Consider the following 25,323-nt stretch of genomic DNA (forward strand, 5'->3'; position numbering starts at 1 on the left):
GCGTCAGCGCAGGCCGGTGACCAGCCACCGGTCGCCGCGCTCGCGGGCGAGCAGGACCACCGCCCGGGCGCCCATGAAGACCGCGGAGAAGACCACCCAGACCCAGACCAGCCCGCCGACGGTGGCCGCCACCGCGAGCACTACCGGCGCGAAGACCGCCAGCACCAGCAGCCCGGCCCAGGCGAGGTAGGTGCCGTCGCCGGCGCCGATCAGCACTCCGTCGAGGACGAACACCAGCCCGCACACCGGCTGCCCGGCGGCGGCGACGAGGAGCACCGGCACCACCAGGCTGCGGACGGCCTCGTCGGTGGTGAACAGTGCCGGCAGCCAGGGTGACAGGGCGGCGAGCGACGCCCCGGTGACCACGCCGGACGCGAGGCCCCAGCCCATCATCCGCCGGGTGACGGCTCGGACGGCGGCGACGTCGCCGGCTCCCAGGTAGCGCCCGGTGAGGGCCTGCGCGGCGATCGCGATCGCGTCGAGCGCGAAGGCCAGGAAGCTCCACAGCGTGAAGGCGAGCTGGTGGGCGGCGAGGTCGGCGGGGGAGCCGTCGGAGCCGAGCACCACGGCGTACGTCGTCACGATCAGCGCGGCCCGCAGGGTGAGAGTGCGGATCACCAGCGCGACGGCGGCGTGCGCGGCAGCCAGGATGCCGGCCCGGTCGGGGCGCAGCGAGGCGTACTCGCGGCGGGCACCGCGGACCACCACGACGACCAGCGCGGCGGCCGAGGCCACCTGGGCTAGCACCGACCCGAGGGCGGACCCGGCGATGCCCAGCCCGACGGGATAGACCAGGACCACGTTGAGGACGATGTTCAGCAGGTTGCCGGCGACCGCGACGAACAGCGGTGTGCGGGTGTCCTGCAGCCCGCGGAGCACGCCGGTCGCCGCGAGCATCAGGAGCAGGGGGGTGACGCCGAGGAAGGCGATCCGCAGGTACGTCGTGGCGTGGTCGGCGACCGCCGGGTCGGCGCCGAAGGCCGTCACGAGCGGGCCGGTGAGCGCGATGCCGGCGAGGGTGGCGACCGCGCCGATGAGCACCCCGAGCCAGAGGCCGTCGACGCCGAGGGCGAGCGCTCGGCGCCGGTCCCCTGCGCCGAGCGCACGGGCGACCGACGCGGTGGTGCCGTAGGCCAGGAACACGCACAGCCCGACCACGGTCTGCAGCACCACGGCCGCGATCCCGAGGCCGGCGAGCTGGGGGGTGCCGAGGTGGCCGACGATGGCGGCGTCGGCGAGCAGGAACAGCGGCTCGGCCACCAGGGCCAGGAACGCCGGCACGGCGAGCCGGACGATCTCCCGGTCGTGGGCGCGGCGCCCGGCCTGTCCCCCCGGGTCGTGTGTCGGAGACGTCGTACTCTCCGCGGGCCCAGACACACGACCAGGCTAGTCGGCCTCAGCCGACCAGCTGCGGCCTCGCCTCGAGCACGGTCAGGCCGACGGCGGTGCCGGGGACGGTGAGGGTGCCCGGGATGTCGGTCCAGCCGCCGCTGCCGCCGATCCGGTAGCGGCCGCCGTAGACGACGTCGACCGACGGCCCCACCTCGCCCTTGCGGAGGTAGGCGTGGGTGATCTCGAGGTGGGGGTACGCCGCGCCCGGCGAGGTGGTGCTCTGGTCGACGCCGTCGCCGAAGTGCCAGTGGTACTCCTGCGGGGTCGCCTCGATCTCCACGGTGATCCCCACCAGCGTGACGGTCTGGGTGGAGGCGTCGGTGAGCGTGGTGAAGAAGTTGGTGTCGAGGTTGACCAGGGTCTCGCCGTCAGGTGGCTGCACGCTGAGCTCGGCGGCCGGCCACTGCAGCCGCCGGAAGGCGCTGCGGACCATGCCCGGCGTCAGCGCCCCCAGCTCGCCCGCGTCGGCGTCGGTCAGGCAGGTCCAGCCGATGACCTCCCAGGCGATCGGTGACTCGGGTGAGCGCCACACGTCGAACTTGTGGGAACCGGGAGGATCGGCGCACTCCGCGGGCTGGTTGCAGGTGACCTGGCCGCCCACGTCGCAGGCCGGGGAGATGCGGTAGCGGTACTGCTCCGCGGCGCCGGTGGCGTACATGCTCTTCACTTCGTGGGTGGGTAGTAGCAGCCCACGTGCGCACTGTAGAGACAGAGTCCCCCTGCAGAGGAGACCGGGTGGGGCAACCACCAGGCCACCAGCAGGACTGGATTGCGAGCATACCCACGGCGGCGACGAACAGGCGGCCTCATGTGGTCGACTTCTGGGCGAGTCGGCGACCACGAAGTCCTGCTGCGTTTGCCTCGGAGACAGAAAGCATCGGGGCTTGCCTCCAGGCAAGGTGTGGACCTCGCCCCCGGCCTGACCGCGGAGTCTCGGTGTAGTTCGTGAGCTGCAGTCGTCAACCTCTATGACGTCGACGCGACCACCGCTCCGTTCGTTTGACGGAGGTGTCGACCACCCGTCGGTCTACGTATCCGCCCGATCGCGTAGTACTCGTCGATGAGGTCGGCAAGGTCGAGACAGGGCTGGCATCCACGGCTGAGCTTCCGGTACTCAGAGGTGTCCCCCGTGTTCTGCATTTCGTTGCGCACCTGAACCCACCGCTCGATAAACGCCTCCGGCGTCTCCTCCGCCGGCGGACTGCTCGACTCGGTGGGACTCACCGACTCCGACACCGGCGGACTCACACTGGGCGACGGCGACGGGTCGTCGCCGCCCTGGCACCCGGACAGCAGCGCGGCTCCGAGGGTCAGCCCGCACGCGAGGCCGAGCCATCGACGCATCCCCCGCACCTCCCCAAGAAAGCAGGCCCACCTCGTGGCCGAGAACCACCCGCACCCCCGGCGTACCGGGATGGCCACACCCTAGCCACGCTCCCGCCCCGGCGTCGCCCCCGAGATCCGCCCCTGTGGACGACGGTGGGGTCCATAGTCCGTTCGGACTATGGCGGGACCAATTCCACCGAGCCTGTGGGTAACCCTCATCTTCACGTGGAGAGAGCACGCTAAGTCGACAAACCGGCACGGTCGTCCAGATGACGAGAAGGTAAACAACCCCGCGGCCCGACTATTTTCGATCCACACCCGTGAACAGGCGTTTTCGCAGGTCAGAGGTCCTCAACCGGCGCACTGACGGGTGGCGTCCACAGCGCTACCCACAGGCAGTGCACAAACGCTTGCGTGTCGTCCACCCTCCTCCCCAGGTTATCCCCAGGCCCTGTGGATAACTACGCGTCCCGGGCTTCCGTGGAGCGCCCGGCTGCGCGTAGGTTCGCCCGGTCGTCGGTGCTCGCGCGAGCGCCTGCGAGGCCCCCCGAAGTCCTGCTCGGACCTGTCCCCACTCCGTCCGAGCCGGCCCCCTCCGGCCGCCCCCACAGCGGCCGGAGGGATGTCGGTGGCGCCCCGTAGCGTCGCTCGCGACGGGGTCGACGAGGTCACCAGCAGCACGCCACGCGGTCGGCGCGGGCGGGTCGGAGCGGGAGGAAGCCACAGGTGAGCGTCACCGGGCAGGACCGGGGTCAGGACCCCCGCGGCGGTTACCCGCCGGCGGACCCACCCTTCGACGAGCCCTACGACGGCGGCTGGGGTGACGGCCCGGCGCCCTACGCCCCCGGCGAGGCGCCGATGCGCCCCGGCGACCGCACGCCCCCGCAGGACATGGCGGCCGAGCAGTCGGTGCTCGGCTCGATGATGATCACCAAGGACGCCATCGCCGATGTGGCCGAGGTGCTCCGCGGCGCCGACTTCTACCGCCCCAGCCACGAGCTGATCCACGACGCGATCATCGACCTCTACGGCCGTGGCGAGCCCGCCGACCCGGTCACCGTCGCCGCCGAGCTCCAGCGTCGCGGCGAGCTGCAGCGCGTCGGCGGCGCCCCCTACCTCCACACCCTGTCGGCCAACGTGCCGATCGCGGCCAACGCCGGCTACTACGCCGAGATCGTCCGCGAGAAGGCCGTCCTGCGGCGGCTCGTCGACGCCGGCACCAAGATCGTCCAGCTGTCCTACGCCGGCGAGGGGCAGGTCGACGATGTCGTCGACCAGGCCGAGGCCGAGGTCTACAAGGTGACCGACCGGCGTACCGCCGAGGACTACGCCCCGCTGTCCGACATCATGGACGGCGTCCTCGACGAGATCGAGGCGATCGGCAACCGCGACGCCGGTCTCTACGGCGTCCCGACCGGCTTCGCCGACCTCGACGACCTCACCAACGGCCTGCACCCGGGCCAGATGGTGATCGTCGCGGCGCGACCCGCGATGGGCAAGGCGCTCGCGCTCGACACCCCGCTGCCGACGCCCGACGGCTGGACCACGATGGGTGAGGTCGCGGTCGGCGACACCCTCCTCGACGCCGAGGGCCGCCCGACGCAGGTGGTCGCCGCGACCGAGGTGCTCCTCGACCGGCCGTGCTACTCCCTGACCTTCTCCGACGGCGCGGTGGTCGTCGCCGACGCGGAGCACCAGTGGGTGACGGCTCCGCTGCTGGGCTCCGCGCCGTTCACCGGCTCGTCCCACGGCCGCCGCGCCGTACGACGCCCGGCCGGCAAGCGCGCGCTGCGTCCCGACTGGCAGCAGGTCGACGGCGCGATCCTGCCGCTCGGCACCCGCACCACCCGCGACCTGGCGGCGACCGTCGGTCAGCTGCACACCATCCCGATGCCCGACGGCGGGATGGTCAAGATCGAGAGCATCCGCCAGGTGCCGAGCGTGCCGGTGCGGTGCGTGCAGGTCGACAACCGCGCCCACCTCTACCTCGCCGGCCCCACCGGCATCCCCACCCACAACTCCACGCTGGCGCTCGACCTGTGCCGCGCGGCGTCGATCCACCACAACCTCGCCAGCGTCTTCTTCTCCCTGGAGATGACGCGCTCCGAGATCACCATGCGGCTGCTGTCGGCGGAGGCGAAGGTCCCGCTCAACCACATCCGCAACGGCCAGATGAGCGACGACGACTGGGCCAAGCTGGCCCGCAAGATGGGTGAGGTGTCGTCGGCGCCGATGTTCATCGACGACTCCCCCAACATGACGATGATGGAGATCCGCTCCAAGGCGCGCCGCCTCAAGCAGCGCCACGACCTGCGGCTGATCGTCATCGACTACATGCAGCTGATGACGTCGGGCAAGAAGGTCGAGTCGCGCCAGCTGGAGGTCTCGGAGTTCTCCCGCCAGATCAAGCTGCTGGCCAAGGAGCTCGAGGTCCCGATCATCGCGCTCTCCCAGCTCAACCGTGGCCCCGAGCAGCGCTCCGACAAGCGGCCGATGCTGTCCGACCTTCGCGAGTCGGGCTGCGTCACCGCCGACACCCGGGTGATGCGTGCCGACTCCGGCGCCGAGGTGACGATCGGTGAGCTGATGGCCTCGGGTGAGCGCGACGTACCTGTCTGGGCGCTCGACGACCGCCTCAAGCTGATGCCGCGCACGATGACCCACGCCTTCCCGTCAGGCACCAAGCCGGTCTTCGAGCTGACGCTGGCCTCGGGTCGCCGCATCCGCGCGACCGGCAACCACAAGTTCCTGACCTACGACGGCTGGATCCCCCTTGCCGAGCTCGCGCCCGGCGCCCGCCTCGGGTCGCTGCGTCACGTGCCGCCACCGCTGGAGGTGCGGCGCCGCGACGACGACGAGGTGCTGCTGCTGGGCCACCTGCTGGGCGACGGGTCCTTCGTGAGGCGGCAGCCGATCCGCTACGCCTCCATCGACGAGGCCAACCTCACCGCCGTCGCGGAGGCGGCCCGGCGCCGCTTCGGCATCACCGCGAAGCGCGACGACTACGCCGCGGCGCGGGTCAGCACGCTCCGCCTCCCCGCGCCCTACCGCCTGGCTCGCGGCCGCCGCAACCCGATCGCCGCCTGGCTCGACGAGGACGGGCTGTTCGGGCTGCGCAGCCACGAGAAGTTCGTGCCCGACTGGGTGTTCTCCCTGCCCAAGGAGCAGGTCGGCCTGTTCCTGCGGCACCTGTGGGCCACCGACGGCTCGGTGCGCTGGGACGAGAAGGCCGGCCAGGGCCGGCTCTACTACGCCTCCACCAGCCGCCGTCTCGTCGACGACGTCGCCCGGCTGCTGCTGCGGTTCAACGTGTTCGGTCGGGTCAAGCGGGTGCGCAAGAAGGGCTACCGCGACGGCTGGCACCTCCACATCTACGGCGCCGAGCAGCAGCTCCGCTTCCTCGACGACATCGGTGTCCACGGTGCTCGCGGTGAGCTGGCGCGGGCCCTGGCCGAGCAGCTGCGAGACAAGGCCGGCAACACCAACCTCGACACCATCCCGCGTGAGGTGTGGGGCAGGGTCCGCGAGCTGCTCACCGAGAAGGGCATGACCCACCGCGAGTTCGCAGCCGCGATGGGCACCCAGTTCTCCGGGTCGACGATGTGGAAGCACTCACCCAGCCGCGAACGGATGGCCAAGGTCGCCGACGTCCTCGGAGACGCCGACCTCGAGGTGCTCGCCACCAACGACGTCTACTGGGACACCATCGCCTCGATCGAGCCCGCCGGTGAGACCGAGGTCTACGACGCCACGGTCATGGGCGTGCACAACTTCGTCGCCAACGGCATGGCGATCCACAACAGCCTCGAGCAGGATGCCGACATGGTCGTCCTGCTTCACCGCGACGATGTCTACGAGAAGGAGTCGACCCGCCCCGGCGAGGCCGACCTGATCGTGGCCAAGCACCGCAACGGCCCCACCCGCGACATCGTGGTCGCCTTCCAGGGCCACTACTCGCGGTTCGTCGACATGGCCCACTGAGCGAGCAGATCCGGCATGACACCTGACCAGGCCGGCGACGAGGGCCCGGGACGGATGGGCGGCACACCCGAGCGGCCAGCGCGCTTCTTCGACACCCCCGAGGAGTTCGGCGCCTGGCTCGCGGCGCACCACGACACGGAGACCGAGCTCTGGATGGGCCTGAACAAGAAGCACGTGGCCGATCGCGGCCTGACGTGGGAGCAGGCGGTGCCCGAGGCGCTGTGCTGGGGCTGGATCGACTCGGTCGCCCAGCGCATCGACGACGACAGTCGCCGGCAGCGGTGGACCCCGCGCAAGAAGACCTCCCGCTGGAGCAAGGTCAACCTCGACCTGGTCGAGAGGCTGCGCGCCGAGGGTCGGATGCAGCCCAGCGGCCTCGCGATCTGGGAGCAGCGTCGTCGCGACGAGGCGGGCTACAGCTATCAGGGCCCGGAGACCGGTCTCCCCGAGCCCTACGCCGGTCAGCTCGCTGCGTCTCGCGCCGCCACGGCGTTCTGGGAGGCGTCGACGGCGAGCTATCGCAAGATCTGCACCGCCTGGGTGACGTCGGCCAAGCAGCAGTCCACCCGCGATCGCCGGATGGCCCAGCTGATCGAGTGCTCCGCCGCCGGCGAGCTCGTGCCGAACCAGCGGTACGGCGACACGCCCAGCTGGGTCGAGCGGGCCGCGACGGCGGCCGAGGCCGCGCGCCGACGGGGGACCGGCGGCGCGGCGCGCCCGTCAGCTCATGGCTGCTAGAACAGGTCGTCCCTGGTGTGGGGCATGAGCCATGCGATGGTCAGACCCAGGATCGCACCGGTGACGGCACCCACGAGCGCGCCGGTCGTCATCAACTGCGCCGTGTGGGGGTTCCCGAAGGCGTCGAGCGCTACCTCACCGAAGACGTTGGTGCAGGTCTTCGGTTCGATGAGCGACGAGGTGCACGTCGTGTTCCCGAACACGAATGCGCCCGCGAAACATCCGAGCAGGGCGAGCACCCCGCCGACCTTCAGCGCCAGGTCGGTCATGACCTTCATGCCGACGAGTGTGTGTCGCGCAGACCCCCGCGTCAACGATCGGAGCGCGGTGACTCAGGCCGTTGACCGCCCCCGATCGGCGTGCAGCAGACCGGCGGGGTTCACCTCCTGCAGCGGCTGAGCCCCGGTCTGGCCGACGTGTGCTGCGCGGAGTTGGATCGGCCCGCGGCGCGGTAGGAGCTGCCGCCTTGCGGTCGTCGGACATGGCCGCTTTTTGCACGGAGTGACTTGGCCGCCTTCGCGGCGGCGTGATGTGGCCGCCATGTCCACGAGTCGCGTTCGTTTGCGCGGTGGGTGCCGTTGTCGCTGGTCAGTTCAGCAGCCGGTCGTACTGCTCCCATGGGTCCTCGAGTTCGTCGCCGTGAGAGAAGAGCATCCGTGTGCCGCGGAAGGTGCCGAGCCTGGCGATCGACGTTTCGGCGGTGAGGGCGTCCGTCGTGAACGGCGCCGGGGCGCGCACGAGCCGGCCATCGATCGACCCGAGACAGTCGCCGATCAGTAGCTCGCCGGTTCCTTCGTCGATCAGGCTGAGATGTCCGGGAGTGTGACCGGGGGTCTCGAGCGCAACGAGGTGACCAGCGATGAGCTGCCGATCCAGCAGCGGTCTCGCCCCGTCGATCTGCTCCGCGGGATGGGCGAGCAGCCGTGCGGTCCTGGCGCGGTCGCGGACGTGTCCGAGGGCGCCGATGTGGTCGGGGTGGGCGTGGGTGATCACGATGTCACTGACATCCGCCCACGTCGCACCCGACGTCGCCAAGGCCTGGTCCAGCGCTGACCCGTCGACGTCCATCCCGGTGTCGACCAGGACCAGGCCACCCGAGTGGTGCAGCAGGAAGGCGTGCACCTGCATGGTGACCGGATCGGGACCGAGAATTCCCGCCGGAACCTCCAGTGGCATGGGCACGGGGACTGCGCTGCTGGTCATGAATGCCGGGGTAGGTAGGCCCAGTCGGGGCGGAAGTCCCACTCGGGCGCATCCGAGAGTTGCGTCTTGTGGGTTCCCTTCCAGGTCATGGCCCAGATGTCGGCTCCGTATCCCGGGTCGGCGTCGGTGCCGTCATACGCGTGGACGTAGGCGACGTGGGTTCCGTCGGGTGACCAGACGGGGTTGTAGTTCTCCGCCGGCGCATCGGGGTCGAGCAGGGTCGGGGTGAGGTACTTGACGCGGGCCATGCAGGCGGCGGGGGTGGCGCAGCCACTCGGGACGGTGGCAACGGCTTGTGCGATCCCTTCGGGTGCGCCGTGGCCGTAGGTCTCGAACACCACCAGGCCGGCGGTGGGTCCTGTCCTCGCGGGGGAGGGGTCGAAGATGTCGGCGGAGATGGCCCAGTCGGTGAGCGCGTGCTCACGTCCGTCCCGGCCGACGCGGACGAGGATGTTGGTCAGGTCGGCGTTCCGCAGCCGGAGGAAGACGCGGTCCCCGTTGGGGAGGAACTTCGCGGAGTACTCCTCGTAGGTCCCGGCGACTCCCTCCGGTGAGACCTGGTGGACGTTCGCTCCACCCAGGTCCGCTGTCCACAGGACTGCGGAGGCCGCCGTGTCATCGTCGTCGAACGGTCCGAGGACCCGGGTGAACCACACACTCGCGCCGTCGGGGCCCCAGGTGGGGGTGACGTCGCCGATGCATGGGTCCTGGCAGCCCAAGGGGACGACGTGCTCCCCGTGGCCGTCGATGCCGATCGTGACGACCTGGATGGCGTCGTCGGTGTCTCGTTCGAACAGGACGGTGCGGTTGTCCGGGGAGATCTGCGGGTCCAGGTCGTACCCCGTCGACAGGAGCGGTCAGGGCTCGCGGCTCGCCCTCATCGCCGTGGGCGATCATCAGGTGGATCCCGCTCCCGTCCGCCGACCGCTGGCTCCACACCAGGACGGTCCGGTTGCCGTTGTCCCGGCGGCCGGCCCTGGGGGCCGCGGGTGCGGCAGGGGTGCCGCCGTGGGCGGCGCGGAGCCCACGGTTCTCAAGGCTGTAGGGGTGCCCGTGCGCGGTCGTGGTGCCCACGGGACGTCGAGCGTCGGTGCCGCGCGCGGTCGCGGCGGGGCTCGACCCGACGACCAGGGTCAGGCCGGCGATGACGGCGAAGAGAGCCTTCACCGGCCGTGGGGCAAGTGACTGAGTGAACACGGTGGACCTCCGGGGTGCGGGCGGGCCTGGGACGTTGCATCGGGCCTGCAATTTCGATGCATCAAGAGTGCAATGAATAGGCGCATCTGTCAAACTTCGTCGTGCGCGCTCGAGCTGGAGTGCGTGACGGGAGGGTGATGTCCGAGAAGCGCGAGTATCGATCGGTGGTCCGCGACCAGCAGGCCAGGCAGACTCGGCGGCGCGTGGTCGACGCGGCCGCCGAGCTCTTTGTCGACCGCGGCTACACAGGTACCACGATCGATGCGGTCGCGGAGCGGGCATCCGTGAGCCGCCGAACGGTCTTCACCTCGGTCGGGTCCAAGGTCGAGCTGCTCAAGACCGCCTGGGACTGGGCCATCACCGGAGACGATCTGCCGATCCGCATGAGGGAGCGCCCCTCGGTCGAGCTGATGCGCGCGGAGCGGGATCCCGACACGCTGGTCGACCTGTGGGTTTCCCATGTGCTGACCGTCGCATCCCGAGCGGCACCTCTGGCCATGGTCCTGACGACTGCGGCAGACGTCGACGAGGAAGCCGCCGCGCTCCGAAGGCAGATCGACGACGAGCGGCACACGGGTGCCGCGAACTTCGTATCCAGGCTCGATGCCATCGGGGGGCTGCGTCCCGACGTGACCGTCGCCGAGGGTACGGACATGGCCTGGATCCTGATGGACCCGCTCTGGTCGCTACGGCTGCGCCGAGAACGCGACTGGAGCGAGGACCAGATCCGCGCGTGGCTGCGCCGCCTGACCCGTGCCTCCCTTCTCCGCTCGTAGCACGGACGGACGCAGGTTCCCCCGCGTCCATCTGGGCGCTGCGACGCACACCGCCGGCTGGCGACCGAGGGTCGTTCCGGGCGGCTGCCGGGCAATTCCGGATGCCGCGGACCACGCCTGCGGCCTAGGTTCACACCCATGCGCCCACCAGACGCGATCTTCGCCGACCCCCGCCAGGCGGCCCTGTACGACGTCTTCGACGGCGACCGCTCAGACCTGGACGCCTATGTCGCCCTCGCAGGGGAGCTGGCCGCCGACCGGGTGCTCGACGTCGGGTGTGGCACCGGCTGTCTGGCGATCCGGCTGGCCGACGAAGGGCTCGAGGTCATCGGCGTCGACCCGGCGGTGGCGTCGCTGGAGGTCGCGCGGGCGAAGCCGGGCGCAGAGCGGGTGAGCTGGGTGGAGGGAGACGCCACCACGGTCGCCGGCCTCGACCCGCCGGCCGACCTCGCCGTGATGACCGGCAACGTCGCCCAGGTGTTCGTCGCCGACGACGACTGGGCGGCCACGCTGAACGCGGTGCGCACGGCCCTCCGCCCGGGTGGTTGGCTCGTGTTCGAGACCCGGCGACCCGAGGTGCGCGACTGGGAGACGTGGGACATCCCGCCCACCGAGGTCGTCCTCCCCGACGGTCGCCGGGCAGTCGTCGAGCGCACCGTGACCGAGGTCGCGCCGCCCCTCGTCACGTTCCACGGCTCCACGACGATCGACGGCGAACGCCTGCACTCGACGTCCACGCTGCGCTTCCGCGGCCTCGCAGAGCTCGAGCGCGACCTGGACCGCCACGGCTTTACCGTGGTCGAGTTCCGCGACGCCCCCGACCGAGCGGGCAAGGAGATGGTGCTCCTCGCCCGACGGTCAGGCGCACCGACGCCGGGGCCTCGAGATCGGGGACCTGGCTAGCCTCCGTCGATCGGGGCCCCGGCGAAGAGGTCGATTCCGCCGTTCCTCCAGACGCGCACCACCTCACCCGTCCGAGGGTGCCTCCACCACGACGGCGGGATCCGCCGCGACTCGTCGAAGGCCCTGGTGACGCGCGTCCCCGGTTCGTAGTCCAGCTCGCAGGGGTAGGCCTTCTCACTGTCGTCCCCGCCGGGACGCTCGGTGCGGATCAGCACGGCGCGGATGTCCTTCCGTGGTCGCCGGCAGTCCCGGTCCTTGTAGATGGGCAGGCCCGAAGCCAGCACGGTGGTGGTCCACCGCACGCCCGCAAGGAAGCCCTGGACCCGGAGGCCGAACCCGACGATGCGCACGATGTCCGACTTCTCCAAGCCAGGGTTCGCCCGGCGGACGGTGTCCTGGAGCTCGGCGTACAGGAACAGGGCCGGAAGCACCGTGGGGGGAGACTCACTTAACCGATGGACCTCCAGCAGCTGGTACCACAGCTCGCCGGTTCCGTGAGACAGCTCCTCGCGCCAGTCGTTGCTCTCGGCAAGGTCCTGCACCGTGCGGCCGATCACCGACTGCAGGTCGGTCAGCGCCACCACCGGGTCCCGCTCGGCCCGGTCGAGGATCCGGCGCCGGAGCTGGTCCTGGTCGGGTTGGCCCAGGGACGGCGTGGCGACCTCCATCCGGTCCAGCAGGACCGCCAACATGTCCAGTCGCTCGCGGGCGATGCGGATCTCCTGCCCGGCGATGCGGACGCGCGTGGCGTTCTTGATCGCATATCGCAGCGGCTCGCGGAACAGCAGGAGACACCACACCGCCACCAGCGGCCAGACCAGGACGCCGACGAGGTCGATGGCGTCGCTCATCAGGTCCCGCCGACCGCGAGGGCTACGCCGGACATCTCCTCCGTCCTACGTCCGGTCGTCGACCGGCGCGGTCGGTGCGTTGACGCGCACGGACTCGATCCCGGCCTTGGCGCTCTGCTTGGAGGTGTAGCGCTCGCTGGTCGCGATCACCTCGCCGTTGCCGGCCTGGAGGTTGAACATGAACTGGTTGCCGCTCTTCTTGAGTACGAACTTGCCTGCCATCTCTGGTTCCTCTCGACCGGGGTCCTGCCCCGATGGGCAGGACGGCACCCCACGAAGAGGACCCCGGGGCAGTGCCTGAGATACGGCGGACCGGCCGGCTCCCGAAAAGGCCCACCGGTTCCTCAGTGCCGCCGCGGGCAGCGACCACGGACTCCGTGTCCCACCCTGCGGAAAGTTCCCCAGGGCAGCCTTGCCTCACCGGCCAAACGTCCGTACATTTCGAAAGCAGGGAGACCGACCACTCCGGGAGGGCGCATGACCGCGACCGCAGACCGCCCGACGAGCACCACGACGACCGAGACCCCGACGGGGCCGCCCGCCGCCACCTCGCCGCCGCGCACCCGCGACAAGATCGTCCTGGTCCTCACCTCGACCGACCACAAGCTGATCGGCAAGCTCTACCTCATCACGTCGTTCGCGTGGTTCCTCGCCGGCGGCCTGCTGGCGCTGCTGATGCGCGCCGAGCTGGCCTTCCCGGGCAACCAGCTGGTCAGCGACGAGCGCTACAACCAGCTGTTCACCATGCACGGCACGATCATGCTGCTGCTGTTCGCCACCCCGCTGTTCTTCGGCTTCGCCAACGTGATCATGCCCGTGCAGATCGGCGCCCCCGACGTCGCGTTCCCACGGCTCAACATGATCAGCTACTGGATGTACCTCTTCGGCTCGCTGATCGTCGGCTCGGGCTTCCTCACGCCGAGCGGCGCGGCCGACTTCGGCTGGTTCGCCTACGCGCCGCTCTCCGACGCCATCCACTCCCCGAGCGTCGGCGGCGACCTCTGGATCATGGGCCTGTGGCTGGCCGGTCTCGGCAGCATCCTCGGCGCGGTCAACTTCGTCACCACGATCGTGGCGATGCGCGCCCCCGGCATGACGATGTTCCGGATGCCGATCTTCACCTGGAACACCCTGGTCACCAGCCTGCTGGTGCTGATGGCCTTCCCGGTCTTCGGCGCCGCGCTGCTGGTGCTCGAGGCCGACCGGCAGTTCGGCGGCCACGTGTTCGACCCCTCCAGCGGTGGGCCGATCCTGTGGCAGCACCTGTTCTGGTTCTTCGGCCACCCGGAGGTCTACATCATCGCGCTGCCGTTCTTCGGCATCGTGACGGAGATCCTCCCGGTCTTCTCCCGCAAGCCGGTCTTCGGGTACGTCGGCCTGGTCGGCGCCACGCTCGGCATCGCCATGCTGTCGATGACGGTGTGGGCGCACCACATGTTCGTCACCGGGGCTGTCGACCTCAACTTCTTCTCCGGCATGAGCTTCCTGATCGCCATCCCGACCGGGGTGAAGTTCTTCAACTGGATCGGCACCATGTGGGGCGGCTCGGTCAGCCTGGACACCCCGATGCTGTTCTCGATGGGCTTCCTGACGACGTTCCTCTTCGGTGGCCTGACCGGCGTCATCCTCGCCTCGCCGCCGCTGGACTTCCACGTGTCCGACTCCTACTTCGTGGTCGCCCACTTCCACTACACCGTCTTCGGCACCGTGGTGTTCGCGATGTTCGCCGGCTTCTACTTCTGGTGGCCCAAGATGACCGGCCGGATGCTCGACGAGCGCCTCGGCAAGATCCACTTCTGGCTGCTCTTCGTCGGCTTCCACACCACCTTCCTGGTCCAGCACTGGCTGGGCGTGGAGGGCATGCCGCGGCGCTACGCCGACTACCTGCCCGCCGACGGCTTCACCACGCTCAACCAGGTCTCCACGATCGGGTCGTTCGTGCTCGGGGCCTCGACCCTGCCGTTCCTCTACAACCTCTATCGCGCCAGCCGATCGCCGCTCGTCGGCCTCGACGACCCGTGGGGCTGGGGGCGCTCGCTGGAGTGGGCCACCGCCTCCCCGCTCCCGCGCCACAACTTCCACTCGCTGCCCCGGATCCGCTCGGAGTCGCCGGCGTTCGACCTGCACCACCCCGAGCTCGCCCTCGGCGAGCTCGAGCGATCCACGGCCTAGCCGACGGGTGGCGGCCACCGGCCCGACACGGGCGGGCCCGGTGGCCGCTGCCCCTCGACCCGCGGCAGCTCGACCTCGGGGGCATGGCGGTTGAGGAGGCTCGCCATCTCGGGGAACAGCGGGATGCGCGCCAGGTAGAGCTGGTTGGTGCCCGGCACCCACACGACGCTCGGCTTCCCGGTGTCCCCGCAGCGCCACAGCGGCTCCTCACCCGCCATCACCCGGGTCAGCGGACCCTCGCGCCAGTAGGTCACCTTGACCTTCATCAACGCGACGCCGTCGTCGAGGTAGCAGCGCGTGGCCAGCGACCGCTGCCAACCCGGGAAGCGCATGGTGCCCTCGAACGGTCGCCAACCGCCCCTGGCGAGCAGCCGTCTGATCCGGAACCAACGCAAGGCGCCGGCGACCGACATCGCCAGCACGAAGACACTGGCCGTGAACAGCAGACTGGCGGCCGCGCCGAGCAGGAACTCGAGGTTCGACGTCACCGGCCCGGTCTTCTGGCCGGCCGGTGTGGCCGGGAACAGCGCCAAGGCAATGAGCATCAGCGCGCCCTGCGCGAGGCCGATCTCGACCCGGCGGCCCTGCCGCGACAGCGCGCCGCGCACCGCCGGGTTGTCGATCGCCACCCGGCTCGGCTGCCACCACACCGAGAACCTAGCCGCCCGGCAACGGCCGGTGCTCAGCCGGGCGGCAGCCCGTCGAGCAGCTCCGGGAGGTCGCGCCCAGGGCCCGAGCTGGTCCGCCGACAGCCGGTCGATGACCAGCCGGCGTACCACCTCGACATGACCGGGGCCGCCGCCCGCAGCACCGTCATGCCGGAGGCGGTGACCTCGACGGTGGTACGGCGGGCGTCGTCGGGGTCGACCGACCGGGCCACCAGACCGCGTCGTTCCATCCTGGTGAGCTGGTGCGAGAGCCGGCTGCGCTCCCAGCCCAGCACCTCGCGCAGCGCGGACATGCCGAGCCGGGGCGGGTCGTGCTCGGTGAGCGCCGCCAGCACGACGTACTCGGGATAGCTCAGCCCGTTGGCCCGCAGCTCCCGGTCGAGGGCCGAGGTCAGCCGCAGCTGCATGACGGAGAACGCCCGCCACGCCCGCTGCTGGTCGTCGGTCAACCACCGCGGAGACCCCACCCCCCGATCATGCCCGAAGGTTGACACCCCACCTATATTGGTTGATGTATCACCTAACCCAGGGAGCCCGTCCGTGATCCACCACCTCTCCGTGCCCGTGCGCGAGCCGCGGCACGCCGCGGAGGTGTTCCTGGAGCTCTTCGGCGGCGGCGTGGTGACGCCGTTCGGGCCCTACGCCGGGTCGTTCATCGCCTGGAGCGGCGACGCGCACGGCACGGCGGTGGAGTTCTATCCCGTGGGCACCGAGATGTTCCCGCCCGACGACGCGAGGGAGGCCCAGTTCCGGCACCGCGAGGGGAGTGCCGGACACACGGCCACGCATGCGGCCATCTCGGTCGAGCTGGAGGTCGCCGAGGTGCTGGCCGTCGCCGAGCGCGAGGGATGGCGTGCCCTGGTGCTGCCCCGGGGCGGCTTCGACGTGATCGAGCTGTGGGTCGACAACACGGTCATGTTCGAGCTGCTCACCCCGCGGATGACCGCCGACTATCTCGCGACGGTGCCGATGCTCCAGCCCGCGGGGAGGAGCTGACCTCCGCCGATGGCCGGACCGACGGACCGCGCCCGCACCGGCTGGCTGTTCGTGGCCGCCCAGGTGGTGCTGCTCGTCGCACTGGTCGCGCTGCCGACCGGCACGGCCTGGCCGATGCCGGGCTGGCTGCGCGGTGTGGCGCTCGGGCTGGTGGTCCTCGGGCTGGTCGGCATCGCCGCCGCCAGCCTGACCCTCGGTCGGGCGCTGACGCCGACGCCGGTGCCCAACGGCCGCGGCGCGCTGCGCACCGGCGGGCTCTATCGCTTCGTGCGGCACCCGATCTACACCGGCGTGCTGGCGGCCGTCCTCGGGGTCACCCTCGGCAGTCGCCAATGGCTGGGGCTGGCGCTCGGCATCGCGACGGTGACGTTCTTCGGGGTCAAGGCCCGCTGGGAGGAGGCCCGGCTGGCCGAGGCCTTCCCCGGGTACGCCGACTATGCGGCCGTGACTCCCCGGTTCGTGCCGTTCTGGCCGCGGGCCCTGATCCGGCCGTTGCGCTGACCCTGGAGACGGCCCTCCGGCGGCCGTCATATCCGCCCGCGGCCGGCCCGGCGGCCCTACGCTGACGCCATGAGGCGAAGGATGACGACCGCGGTGGCGGTCGCAGCGGTGGCCACGGTGTCCCTCGGGTCGACGGCGCAGGCGGCGCCCACCACGCTGGACACCGGGTTCAGCGGCGACGGTGTGCTGCCGCTGCTGTCCACGACCAACGAGAACCTCACCAACCTCGAGGTGCTGCCCAACGGCAAGGTGATGGTGGTGACGCTCACCGGCGACGAGCCGGCGATCGAGGTCCGCCGGCTGCGCGCCAACGGCACTCCCGACCCGACGTTCGGAGGCGGCGACGGCATGATCGGCCTCGCCCTCGGCGCGAGCTATGAGGACCTGGCCCTCACCGTCGACCCGAAGTCGGGCAAGACCTACGTCAGCACCTTCCTCGACGGCGGCTCCTTCCCGTCGACCGTGTGGCGGCTGACGGCCGACGGCAGCCTCGACCTGCCCTACGGCGGCGGCACCGGACACGTCGTGTTCAACCAGCGCCTGGTCAGCGACATCAAGGCCCTGCCCGGCGGCAAGCTGGTCATGTCGGGCACCGACTTCTCCACCAACGACGCCTCGGTGTGGCGGCTGCGCAACAACGGCACCCCCGACGCGACCTTCGGCTCGGGGGGCCAGGTCGTGCTCGCTGCCGCGACCACGACGGACACCGTCGCCCGGCTGGCCGTCCAGCCCGACGGCAAGATCGTGGCGGCCGGCAGCCGCTACGACCCCACCGCCTCCAAGCTCCTGGTGTTCCGGCTGAAGGCCAACGGCGCCCTCGACCCGAGCTTCAGCGGCGACGGCCGGGCGACCATCAACCCGAGCAGCACCACCGTCACCACCTCGACCGTGTGGGACCCTGCGCTGCTGATCCGCCCCGATGGCCGGCTGGCCCTCGTCGCCGGGCTCAACCAGCACGACACGGCGTACTTCAACTCCCTGCTGGTGGCCGGTCTGACCAAGGCGGGCAAGCCCGACCAGAAGCTCCGCAAGCGGGTGCTGACCTCGGTGACGTCCTTCTCCGCGGACGCAGTGCTGGAGCGGGATGGCAAGATCCTCGCGTCCGGCGCCCTCTCCAGCTCGACCTCCACCGGCGTCGTCCTGCGGCTCAACGCCAAGGGGACTCTCGACACCTCCTGGTCCGGCGACGGTGTTCTCGGCTGGTCCGGCCACGGCTCCCCCAACGGCATCGGGATCGCCGCCTCCGGGCGGGTGCTGGTCGGGAGCACCGACTACACGCCCACGCCCATCACCTCGGAGATCCGGGCCCTCAAGGGCACCCGCACCCCGCGCTGCCACGGCAAGCTGGCCACCCAGTTCGGCAGCGGCAAGGCCGACCGGATCGTCGGTACCGCCGGACCGGACGTGCTGGTCGGTCTCGGCGGCGGGGACGTCCTCGACGGCAAGGGCGGCAACGACGTGCTCTGCGGCAACGCCGGCAAGGACCTGCTCAAGGGTGGCCCGGGCAACGACTACCTGAACGGCGGGCCGGGCAAGGACACCCTGCGCGGCGGCTCCGGCCGCAACACGCTGGTCCCGTAGTCGAGGGGCCGGACGACGTCCCCGGCGTCCACCCACGCCTCGGCGAAAGGGCTCCGGGGCGTTTGGGACACTGGATCGATGACCGCGACCACCTCGGCACCCTCCGGCCTGCCCACCGGGTGGGTGGCGCGGACGCCGGCCGTCGGCGACGTGCCCGCCCTCACCGAGCTGACCACCGCCGTACGGCGGCGCTGCCACGACGCCGCCACCGTCGACGAGGAGGCGGTGTCGGCGCTCGTCGTCGGGCCGGGGTCGTGGACCCGCCGCCAGCTCGTGGTCGTCGATGCCGACGACGAGGTGCGGGCCTGGGTGGTGGTGCACGACCGGGCCGCCGGCCGCACCATGGTCGACCTCGTGGTCGCACCCGACCTGCCCGAGGGCGACGCGATCGCGCCGGGCCTGCTCGCCTGGGCCGCGGCCGCCGCGCGCGACCTGGCCGCGCTGCGGCAGCTCGGGTCCACCCAGCTCGACGCCAGTCCCTACGCCGACCAGACCCGCCTGCAGCGCTGGCTCACCGACGCGGGCTACCGCAAGCGGCGCACCTGGCTGCACATGACCCGACCCGTCGACGACGCCGACTCACTGCCGCCGGCGCGCGAGAGTCCGGCTGCGGCGGGTCCGCCGGCACGACGACGGTGCCGGCGGCGAGGGGATGCCGGTGGCCGAGGACCTCCAGCTGGTGCACCAGATGCTGGAGGAGTCCTTCGCCGACCACTTCAACAGCTATCGCGAGAGCTTCCCCGAGTTCGTGCAACGGCTCCGGGAGGACCCCGGCCACCGCTGGGACCACTGGTGGATCGCCGAGGTCGACACCGACGACGGCCCGATGCCCGGCGGCGCGCTGGTCTCCTCGCGGCTCACCCCCGACGACAGCGGGCGGCCCGGCAGCTACGTCGACTACATCGGCGTCCACCGCCGGGCCCGCGGCCGGGGCGTCGCGAAGGCGCTGCTGCACGCGGTGATCCGCGATGCCCACGAGCGGGGCCGCAGCCGGGTCGATCTCGAGGTCGACGCCGACTCGCCCACCGGCGCGGACGGGATCTATCGCTCGATGGGCTGGACCCTCGACCACGTCACCGAGTCCTGGCACGCCGACTGCCTCGTCGGCTGAGGTCGCCCCGGCGGGGCGTCTACTGGTGCGTACGACGCGCCTGGTGCGCCGTACGCACCAGTAGTCCCGAGCGGCGCCCGCCGGCTCAGACGAGGGCGCCCCCGCGCGGTGCGGCCCGCCCGCAGTGGGCCAGCAGCAGCGCCTCCGGGTCGCGTCGGGACCCGGGGCGGACGGCGCCGAAGCGATGCGGCCGGTCGGCCGCGCCGACCCGTCGTACGGCGGCCGGCAGCAGCGCGGCGGCGAGCTGGGCGGGCAGCCGGCGGCGAGGGGAGCAGACCTGCGCGACGTCCCAGCCGTGCACCGCGATCTCCAGAGCGGCGACCTCGAGCACCACTTCCGTCGGCAGCGGCAGCCCACACAGCACCCGCGCGCGGCCCGCCGGGGAGGCCCACTCGCCCAGCACCCCGCAGCCCAGGTCGAGCAGGTGACCGGCGAGCAGCGCGGGCTCGCGGGGGAGCCCGGCCGGCGGCTCGGGGGACACGACCCCGGCCGCGGCCTGCACGAACGCGGTGAACCCGTCGACCATGTGCGCGAGCAGGTCTCCGAGGTCCCAGTCGGCACACGGCGTGGCCAGGTCCGCCGGATGACCGGGCACCGCGACCAGCACCCCGCGCGCATAGGCGAGCGACCGCTCCACCAGCTCCAGCGGCCGCTCGGCCGGCGCGGCGGGGGCCGCCGAGGCGGCAGTCATCGCGGTCTCCTTCAGCGCGCCAGCGGGGCGATCGCGGCGACCTCGGTGGCCGTCAGCGCCATCGGCAGTCCGGCCAGCTCGAACGCCGCGCGGTCGAAGAACGCCACCACGTGCGACACCCGGTCGCCGTCGAGCTGGAGCACCTGCAGCTGGAACGGCACGAACAGGTCGGGCCGCCCCTCGCTGAGGCCGTAGGCCGCGGGGCCGACCATGCAGGACTCGCGCATGTAGAGGCCGAAGGCCGGTTGCCCGTTGCTCCGGGTCGGGAGCATCGGCATGTCGTGGGTCTGCCCGGGACAGTTCCAGTCGACCAGCTGGGCGATGGTGCGGGCGCCTTGGTACCACCCCTCCCAGGGCGGCATCTCCCACACGGCGTCGTGGGTGAGCAGCGCGGCGATGGCGTCGACGTCCTTGCGCCAGAACGCCGCGACATAGGCGTCGAGCATCTGGCGCTGGTGGTCGTCGAGCGGCGCCGGGGAGGCCGCCGCGTCGACCGAGCCCATCGTGGCCCGGGCACGCTGCAGGGCCGAGTTGACGGCGGGGACCGTGGTGTCCAGGGCCTCCGCCGCCTCCGCCGCGCTCCAGCGCAGCACCTCGCAGAGGATCAGCACCGCGCGCTGGCGGGCCGGGAGATGCTGGAGCGCCGCGACGAAGGCCAGCCGGATCGTGTCCATCTCCACCGCCACGTCGGCCGGGTCGGCCGGCGTCACCAGGGCATCGGGCAGCGGGCCCAGCCAGGCGATCTCGCGCTCGACCAGCGGCGCGTCGGCCGCCAGCGACGGGGCGCCCAGCCCGGTGGGCAGCGGGCGGCGGTCGCGCCCCTCCAGGTTGGTGAGGCAGACGTTGGTGGCGATCCGGTAGAGCCAGGTGCGCACCGAGGAGCGGCCCTCGAAGCCGTCGTAGGACTTCCAGGCGCGCAGGTAGGTCTCCTGCACCAGGTCTTCCGCCTCGCTCGCGGAGCCGACCATCCGGTAGCAGTGCGCGAGCAGCTCGCGCCGGTGCTTGCGGGTCAGCTCCTCGAACGCGGCGTCGGGTGTCGAGACGGTCATCGCTTCCTCCCGGGTCGAGCCTAGGTCCCTCTCACCGATGTCGACCCCGGTGGCCGCAGGATCTCATCGGTCGCGGCACCGATGACTTCGGCGCCGGCGGCCGGTCTGCACCCACAACACCACCACAGGAGGCCGCCATGACCACCCGGACCCGCACCAACCCCCGGACCCCCGGACCCCTCGACCTCACCTTCGAGGCGGAGCTGGTGCGCAGCGACGCCGACGGTGGCTGGACCTACGTCGTCTGGCCGGACTCGGTGGCCGTGTTCGGCACCCGCGGGCTGGTCCGGGTCACCGGCACCGTCGACGGCGTCGCGATCAGGACGTCGTTCATGGCGCTCGGCGACGGACGACACAAGCTGCCCGTCCGCGCCGACGTGCTCCAGCAGACCGGCCGCGTCGTGGGCGACACCGTGACCGTCCACCTCACCGAACGACGCTGACCCACCATCCCCAGGAGAACCCGATGACCGCCACCGTCGGCGACACCCCCGTCGCCCCGCCCGAGCCGACCGGCTCACCCGCCCCGGCGTCGTACCCCGTGCTGCGCTGGCTCACCCTGGCGACCTTCGTCGTCATCCTCAACGAGACGCTGATGGTCAACGCCATCCCGCGGCTGATGGCGCAGTTCGACGTCACCGCCCGGACCGGGCAGTGGCTGTCGACGGCGTTCATGCTCACCATGGCGGTGGTCATCCCCGTCACCGGGTGGTTCCTCCAGCGGGTCACCACCCGCCGCGCCTTCGGCACCGCGATGGCCCTGTTCGGGGCGGGGACCCTGCTCGCGGCGGCGGCTCCGGCGTTCTGGGTGCTGGTCCTCGCGCGGATCGTCCAGGCCAGTGGCACGGCGGTGATGCTCCCGCTGCTGATGACGACCCTGATGACGATCGTCCCCGAGCACGACCGCGGCCGGGTGATGGGCAACGTCACGCTGGCGATCTCCGTCGCGCCGGCGCTCGGCCCCACGGCCGCCGGCCTGGTGCTGCAGGTGGCCGGCTGGCGCTGGCTGTTCCTGGTGATGCTGCCGATCGCCGGCGGCGTCGCCCTCGCGGCGCTGCGCCGGCTGGAGAACGTCGGTGAGCAGCGCGCCGGCACGGTCGACGTGGTGAGCGTGGTGCTCGCCGCGGCGGGCTTCGGCGGCCTGGTCTATGGCCTCAGCGGCTTCGGCGCGCCCGAGCAGGCGGCCGTGTCTCCGTGGCTGCTGGTCGCCGCGGGCGCCGTCGTGGTCGCCCTGTTCGTGCTGCGCCAGGTGCGGCTGCAGCGCCGGCCGTCCGGCCCGCTGCTCGACCTGCGCACCGTCACCCACCGCACCTTCACCCTGGCGCTGCTGCTCCAGGCGGTCGCCTTCCTCACCCTGATGGGCGCGATGATCCTGCTGCCGCTCTATCTCCAGGGGCTGCGCGGGCTCACCCCGCTGCAGACCGGCCTGCTGGTCGCGCCCGGCGGCCTCGCGATGGGGCTGGCCGGCCCCCGGGTCGGACGGCTCTTCGACCGGGTGGGAGGCCGGCCGCTGCTGATCCCCGGGAGCGTGCTGGTGGCCGCCGGCCTGGGCGGGCTGGCCCTGCTCGACGCCACGACGCCGTACGCCGTGCTGGTCGGGCTGCACCTGCTGCTGATGACCGGGCTGGCCCTGGTGATGACGCCGGCGTTCACGATCAGCCTGGGCTCGCTGCCGAGGCACCTCTACGCCCACGGCAGCTCGCTGTTGGGGACCGTCCAGCAGGTGGCCGCCGCGGTCGGCACGGCGCTGTCGGTCACCGTCCTCACCGCCCGGGCGACCGCGTTGGCGGCGGGCGGCGCCGACCCGGCCGCCGCCTTCGTCGGGGGCATGCGGTGGGCCTTCGCGGTGTCGGCCGGGCTCGCCCTGGTCACGGTGGCCGTCGCGGTGGTGATGCCCGGCCGGCCCACCCCTGCCGAGCCGGAGCTCCAGCACGGCTGACCGCCCGTTCCCTGGACGCTGATTTGCGTTCACCCGGGCGTCTCCTCCAAGGTGGTCGTGACCGTTTCGTGACCTCGGGACTCACGTGACGCGGTCGAGCCGGCTCGTCCGACGACGGCACCCCCCCGACCCACCGCGCCTGCAGGAGCCCCACCCCCCGTGTCCCAGCACAAGGCCTCGCGCCGTCGTGGCGCGCCCGCGCGCTCGCGGACGACGAGTACGACGAGTGCGACGAGTGCCGCGGGCCAGTCGGGTGGCAGCCACCGCGCGGTCAAGGCCGCCCGGCCGCCCCGCCGGACGGCGGCGCTCACCGGCCTGGCCGTGGCGGCCACCGGCGTCGTGGTGACCGGCGGAGTGCTGGCCACCGGCACCGAGCCGGTGCCCGCCGCCCAGGCCGCCGACCTCGCCGGCCCGGCCGTGCTGGCGGGCGCGACCGCCGGCGCCGACCCGGCGGCCGACGTCACCGACGCCGCCACCGACGGCGCTGCGCTGGCCGACCAGCTCGCCGAGCGCCGCGCAGGCGGGGTCTCCCGGTCCGGCTCGCGGGCCGAGCTCGACCGGCGTACCGCCGTCGACCCGCAGAAGGCCGCCGCACTCGACGCCGTCGACGCACCCGCCGACGCCGGGGTGGAGGACCTCTCGAGCGCCGACCCCCGCGACATCGCCCGGGCGCTGCTGCCGGAGTTCGGCTTCGGCGCCGACCAGTTCGGCTGCCTCGACTCGCTCTACACCGGAGAGAGCGGGTGGCGCGTCAACGCCGACAACCCCTACTCCTCGGCCTACGGCATCCCCCAGGCGCTGCCCGGCTCCAAGATGGCCTCCGCCGGCCCCGACTGGGCGACCAACCCGGAGACCCAGATCCGCTGGGGGCTGGGCTACATCCACGACCGCTACGGCACGCCCTGCGGCGCCTGGTCCTTCAAGCAGAGCCACGGCTGGTACTGACGCCTCAGGTCGCCCGCGCTGCGTGCGAGAGACTGCCTCTCGGACGCAGCACGTCGGCTCGGAGGTAGGCCCATGGAGTTCCAGGACGTCGTCCGTCGCCGGCGGATGATCCGGCGCTACGACCCCGACCGTGCGGTCCCGCCGGAGCTGGTCGACCGGATCCTCGACAACGCGACCCGGGCGCCCTCGGCCGGCTTCTCCCAGGGCTGGGGCTTCCTGGTGCTCGAGGGCTCGGACCAGGTGGCGCGGTTCCGCGACGCGTGCACGCCTGCGCAGGACGCCGACCGCTGGTTCGCGGCCAACGTCGAGGCACCCCTCGTCGTCGTGCCCCACTCCAACAAGTCGGCCTATCTCGACCGCTACGCCGAGCAGGACAAGGGATTCACCGACCGCTCCGACGCCTGGTGGCCGGCGCCCTACTGGGACATCGACACCGGCTTCGCCTCGCTGATGATGCTGCTGACCGCCGTCGACGCCGACCTGGGGGCCTGCTTCTTCGGGATCCCGGTCGACCGGATCGACGTCTTCCGGGACGCCTTCGGCGTGCCCGCCGAGTTCCATCCGATCGGCGCGGTCTCGATCGGCTATCCCGACGACCCGCTGCAGCCGGGCTATCGCGAGGCGGTCTCGCGGCGCCGCAAGTCGACGGACGTCGTGGTCCATCGGGGGTCGTGGGGCGAGGGCTGACAGCGGCGCTCGGACCTCGGGGCGGCCTGCCCTCAGACAGGGGTTCCGTCAGGGTCTTCCCTCATGGTGACGGCCGAGACTTACGCCGTAAGGTCGCCTGACCACGTCAGGAAGGGAAGCCCGATGACCACCTCTGCCCACCCCACGACCTCCCCCGCTGCCTCGGCCCCCGACGCGCCCTATCGCCCCACGCGCCGCACCGTTCTCGGCGCGCTGTGGCTGTTCACGATCCTCAACTACGCCTACTGCGACGTGCTCGGCACGCACGACGTCGACTACCTCAACGGCATCCTGACCGGGGACGGCACCGGGGGTTCGGTGCAGCTCACGCCGACGATGCTGCTGGGGGCCTCGGTCCTGATGACCATCCCGATCAGCGCGGTGCTGGTCACGCGGGTCGCGGGCCGGGCGCTGGCGAGGTGGTGGTCGATCACGGCCGGCGTGGTGATGACGCTGGTGCAGACCGCGTCGCTCTTCGTCGGCGAGACGACGGTCTACTACGCGTACTTCTCCGCCATCGAGATCCCGACCACCGCGTTGATCGCGGTGATCGCGTGGCGCTGGACCCGGGAGGCCTGAGCCTCGCTCGGGGGCCGCGGGTCGCAGACCGAGGCCC

25 protein-coding genes are annotated in these 25,323 nt (G+C 71.8%); 14 read left to right on the forward strand and 11 right to left on the reverse strand.

Going from position 1 to position 25,323, the window contains the following annotated elements; genetic code table 11:
- Window positions 1–3: 3 nt before the first annotated feature.
- Both R2740_RS13000 and R2740_RS13005 read right to left on the reverse strand, forming a co-directional pair.
- Window positions 4–1,377 carry an MATE family efflux transporter gene (locus tag R2740_RS13000; protein WP_371303110.1) on the reverse strand — a complete coding sequence of 458 codons (1,374 nt, stop codon included), beginning with the start codon at window positions 1,375–1,377 and terminating at the stop codon, window positions 4–6.
- 19 nt (window positions 1,378–1,396) lie between these two features.
- Window positions 1,397–2,059 carry a hypothetical protein gene (locus R2740_RS13005; RefSeq protein ID WP_371303111.1) on the reverse strand — a complete coding sequence of 221 codons (663 nt, stop codon included), beginning with the start codon at window positions 2,057–2,059 and terminating at the stop codon, window positions 1,397–1,399.
- Window positions 2,060–3,576: 1,517 nt separating this feature from the next.
- On the opposite strand from R2740_RS13005, the gene R2740_RS13010 reads away from it, so the two are divergent.
- The gene (locus R2740_RS13010) at window positions 3,577–6,699 is read left to right on the forward strand and encodes a replicative DNA helicase (RefSeq protein WP_371303200.1); all 3,123 of its coding nucleotides are present in this window, start codon (window positions 3,577–3,579) and stop codon (window positions 6,697–6,699) included.
- 15 nt (window positions 6,700–6,714) lie between these two features.
- On the forward strand, window positions 6,715–7,437 hold the full coding sequence (locus R2740_RS13015) for a YdeI family protein (RefSeq protein WP_371303112.1): 723 nt from the start codon (window positions 6,715–6,717) through the stop codon (window positions 7,435–7,437).
- On the opposite strand, the gene R2740_RS13020 is transcribed toward R2740_RS13015, so the two are convergent.
- The 3 genes from R2740_RS13020 to R2740_RS13030 form a co-directional block, all read right to left on the reverse strand.
- Window positions 7,434–7,715 carry a hypothetical protein gene (locus tag R2740_RS13020; RefSeq protein ID WP_371303113.1) on the reverse strand — a complete coding sequence of 94 codons (282 nt, stop codon included), beginning with the start codon at window positions 7,713–7,715 and terminating at the stop codon, window positions 7,434–7,436. The two genes, R2740_RS13015 and R2740_RS13020, sit on opposite strands and share 4 nt — an antisense overlap.
- A gap of 310 nt (window positions 7,716–8,025) precedes the next feature.
- Window positions 8,026–8,682, reverse strand: a complete 657-nt coding sequence (locus R2740_RS13025; RefSeq protein ID WP_371303114.1) for an MBL fold metallo-hydrolase — start codon at window positions 8,680–8,682, stop codon at window positions 8,026–8,028.
- Complete coding sequence (locus R2740_RS13030) at window positions 8,637–9,359, reverse strand: hypothetical protein (RefSeq protein ID WP_371303115.1); 723 nt, start codon at window positions 9,357–9,359, stop codon at window positions 8,637–8,639. The genes R2740_RS13025 and R2740_RS13030 overlap by 46 nt, the downstream gene beginning before the upstream one ends.
- Window positions 9,360–9,974: 615 nt before the next feature.
- Here R2740_RS13030 and R2740_RS13035 point away from each other — a divergent pair.
- Both R2740_RS13035 and R2740_RS13040 read left to right on the forward strand, forming a co-directional pair.
- Window positions 9,975–10,613: a TetR/AcrR family transcriptional regulator gene (locus R2740_RS13035; protein ID WP_371303116.1), complete on the forward strand. Its 639-nt coding sequence runs from the start codon at window positions 9,975–9,977 to the stop codon at window positions 10,611–10,613.
- Window positions 10,614–10,751: 138 nt separating this feature from the next.
- Window positions 10,752–11,516, forward strand: coding sequence for a class I SAM-dependent methyltransferase (locus tag R2740_RS13040; RefSeq protein WP_371303117.1), 765 nt, complete (start codon window positions 10,752–10,754; stop codon window positions 11,514–11,516).
- On the opposite strand, the gene R2740_RS13045 is transcribed toward R2740_RS13040, so the two are convergent.
- On the reverse strand, window positions 11,513–12,367 hold the full coding sequence (locus R2740_RS13045) for a hypothetical protein (RefSeq protein WP_371303118.1): 855 nt from the start codon (window positions 12,365–12,367) through the stop codon (window positions 11,513–11,515). The genes R2740_RS13040 and R2740_RS13045 overlap by 4 nt on opposite strands.
- A 45-nt stretch (window positions 12,368–12,412) precedes the next feature.
- Window positions 12,413–12,589 (reverse strand): YegP family protein, encoded by a 177-nt coding sequence (locus R2740_RS13050; RefSeq protein WP_371303119.1) that lies wholly within the window; start codon window positions 12,587–12,589, stop codon window positions 12,413–12,415.
- A gap of 255 nt (window positions 12,590–12,844) precedes the next feature.
- Between R2740_RS13050 and ctaD the strand changes: the two genes are divergently transcribed.
- Complete coding sequence (gene ctaD, locus R2740_RS13055) at window positions 12,845–14,539, forward strand: cytochrome c oxidase subunit I (RefSeq protein WP_371303120.1); 1,695 nt, start codon at window positions 12,845–12,847, stop codon at window positions 14,537–14,539.
- Here ctaD and R2740_RS13060 read toward each other — a convergent pair.
- Both R2740_RS13060 and R2740_RS13065 read right to left on the reverse strand, forming a co-directional pair.
- A complete protein-coding gene (locus R2740_RS13060; RefSeq protein WP_371303121.1) occupies window positions 14,536–15,189 on the reverse strand; it encodes a hypothetical protein in 654 nt (217 codons plus the stop codon). The genes ctaD and R2740_RS13060 overlap by 4 nt on opposite strands.
- A 32-nt stretch (window positions 15,190–15,221) precedes the next feature.
- Window positions 15,222–15,674 carry a MarR family winged helix-turn-helix transcriptional regulator gene (locus R2740_RS13065; protein WP_371303122.1) on the reverse strand — a complete coding sequence of 151 codons (453 nt, stop codon included), beginning with the start codon at window positions 15,672–15,674 and terminating at the stop codon, window positions 15,222–15,224.
- 73 nt (window positions 15,675–15,747) lie between these two features.
- Between R2740_RS13065 and R2740_RS13070 the strand changes: the two genes are divergently transcribed.
- The 4 genes from R2740_RS13070 (at window position 15,748) to R2740_RS13085 (ending at window position 19,396) form a co-directional block, all read left to right on the forward strand.
- The gene (locus R2740_RS13070; RefSeq protein WP_371303123.1) at window positions 15,748–16,203 is read left to right on the forward strand and encodes a hypothetical protein; all 456 of its coding nucleotides are present in this window, start codon (window positions 15,748–15,750) and stop codon (window positions 16,201–16,203) included.
- 9 nt (window positions 16,204–16,212) lie between these two features.
- The gene (locus R2740_RS13075) at window positions 16,213–16,704 is read left to right on the forward strand and encodes an isoprenylcysteine carboxylmethyltransferase family protein (RefSeq protein WP_371303124.1); all 492 of its coding nucleotides are present in this window, start codon (window positions 16,213–16,215) and stop codon (window positions 16,702–16,704) included.
- Between the two features lie 69 nt (window positions 16,705–16,773).
- A complete protein-coding gene (locus tag R2740_RS13080) occupies window positions 16,774–18,285 on the forward strand; it encodes a hypothetical protein (protein ID WP_371303125.1) in 1,512 nt (503 codons plus the stop codon).
- A 607-nt stretch (window positions 18,286–18,892) separates the two neighbouring features.
- Window positions 18,893–19,396 carry a GNAT family N-acetyltransferase gene (locus R2740_RS13085; RefSeq protein ID WP_371303201.1) on the forward strand — a complete coding sequence of 168 codons (504 nt, stop codon included), beginning with the start codon at window positions 18,893–18,895 and terminating at the stop codon, window positions 19,394–19,396.
- An 85-nt stretch (window positions 19,397–19,481) separates the two neighbouring features.
- On the opposite strand, the gene R2740_RS13090 is transcribed toward R2740_RS13085, so the two are convergent.
- Both R2740_RS13090 and R2740_RS13095 read right to left on the reverse strand, forming a co-directional pair.
- Window positions 19,482–20,087, reverse strand: a complete 606-nt coding sequence (locus tag R2740_RS13090) for a maleylpyruvate isomerase N-terminal domain-containing protein (RefSeq protein WP_371303126.1) — start codon at window positions 20,085–20,087, stop codon at window positions 19,482–19,484.
- Window positions 20,088–20,098: 11 nt separating this feature from the next.
- Window positions 20,099–21,136 (reverse strand): sigma-70 family RNA polymerase sigma factor, encoded by a 1,038-nt coding sequence (locus R2740_RS13095; RefSeq protein WP_371303127.1) that lies wholly within the window; start codon window positions 21,134–21,136, stop codon window positions 20,099–20,101.
- A 137-nt stretch (window positions 21,137–21,273) separates the two neighbouring features.
- Here R2740_RS13095 and R2740_RS13100 point away from each other — a divergent pair, with 137 nt between their 5' ends.
- From R2740_RS13100 to R2740_RS13120, 5 genes are all read left to right on the forward strand, one after another.
- A complete protein-coding gene (locus R2740_RS13100; protein ID WP_371303128.1) occupies window positions 21,274–21,579 on the forward strand; it encodes a DUF1905 domain-containing protein in 306 nt (101 codons plus the stop codon).
- Between the two features lie 23 nt (window positions 21,580–21,602).
- Window positions 21,603–23,075: a DHA2 family efflux MFS transporter permease subunit gene (locus R2740_RS13105; protein ID WP_371303129.1), complete on the forward strand. Its 1,473-nt coding sequence runs from the start codon at window positions 21,603–21,605 to the stop codon at window positions 23,073–23,075.
- A 159-nt stretch (window positions 23,076–23,234) separates the two neighbouring features.
- Window positions 23,235–24,020 (forward strand): lytic transglycosylase domain-containing protein, encoded by a 786-nt coding sequence (locus tag R2740_RS13110; RefSeq protein ID WP_371303130.1) that lies wholly within the window; start codon window positions 23,235–23,237, stop codon window positions 24,018–24,020.
- Between the two features lie 72 nt (window positions 24,021–24,092).
- Entirely contained in the window at window positions 24,093–24,707 is a 615-nt protein-coding gene (locus R2740_RS13115; RefSeq protein ID WP_371303131.1) for a nitroreductase family protein, read from the forward strand.
- A gap of 123 nt (window positions 24,708–24,830) precedes the next feature.
- Complete coding sequence (locus R2740_RS13120; protein ID WP_371303132.1) at window positions 24,831–25,286, forward strand: DUF6326 family protein; 456 nt, start codon at window positions 24,831–24,833, stop codon at window positions 25,284–25,286.
- Window positions 25,287–25,323: the final 37 nt, after the last annotated feature.

The organism is Nocardioides sp., assembly GCF_041393715.1.
In the GTDB taxonomy this organism is placed as follows: Bacteria; Actinomycetota; Actinomycetes; order Propionibacteriales; family Nocardioidaceae; genus Nocardioides.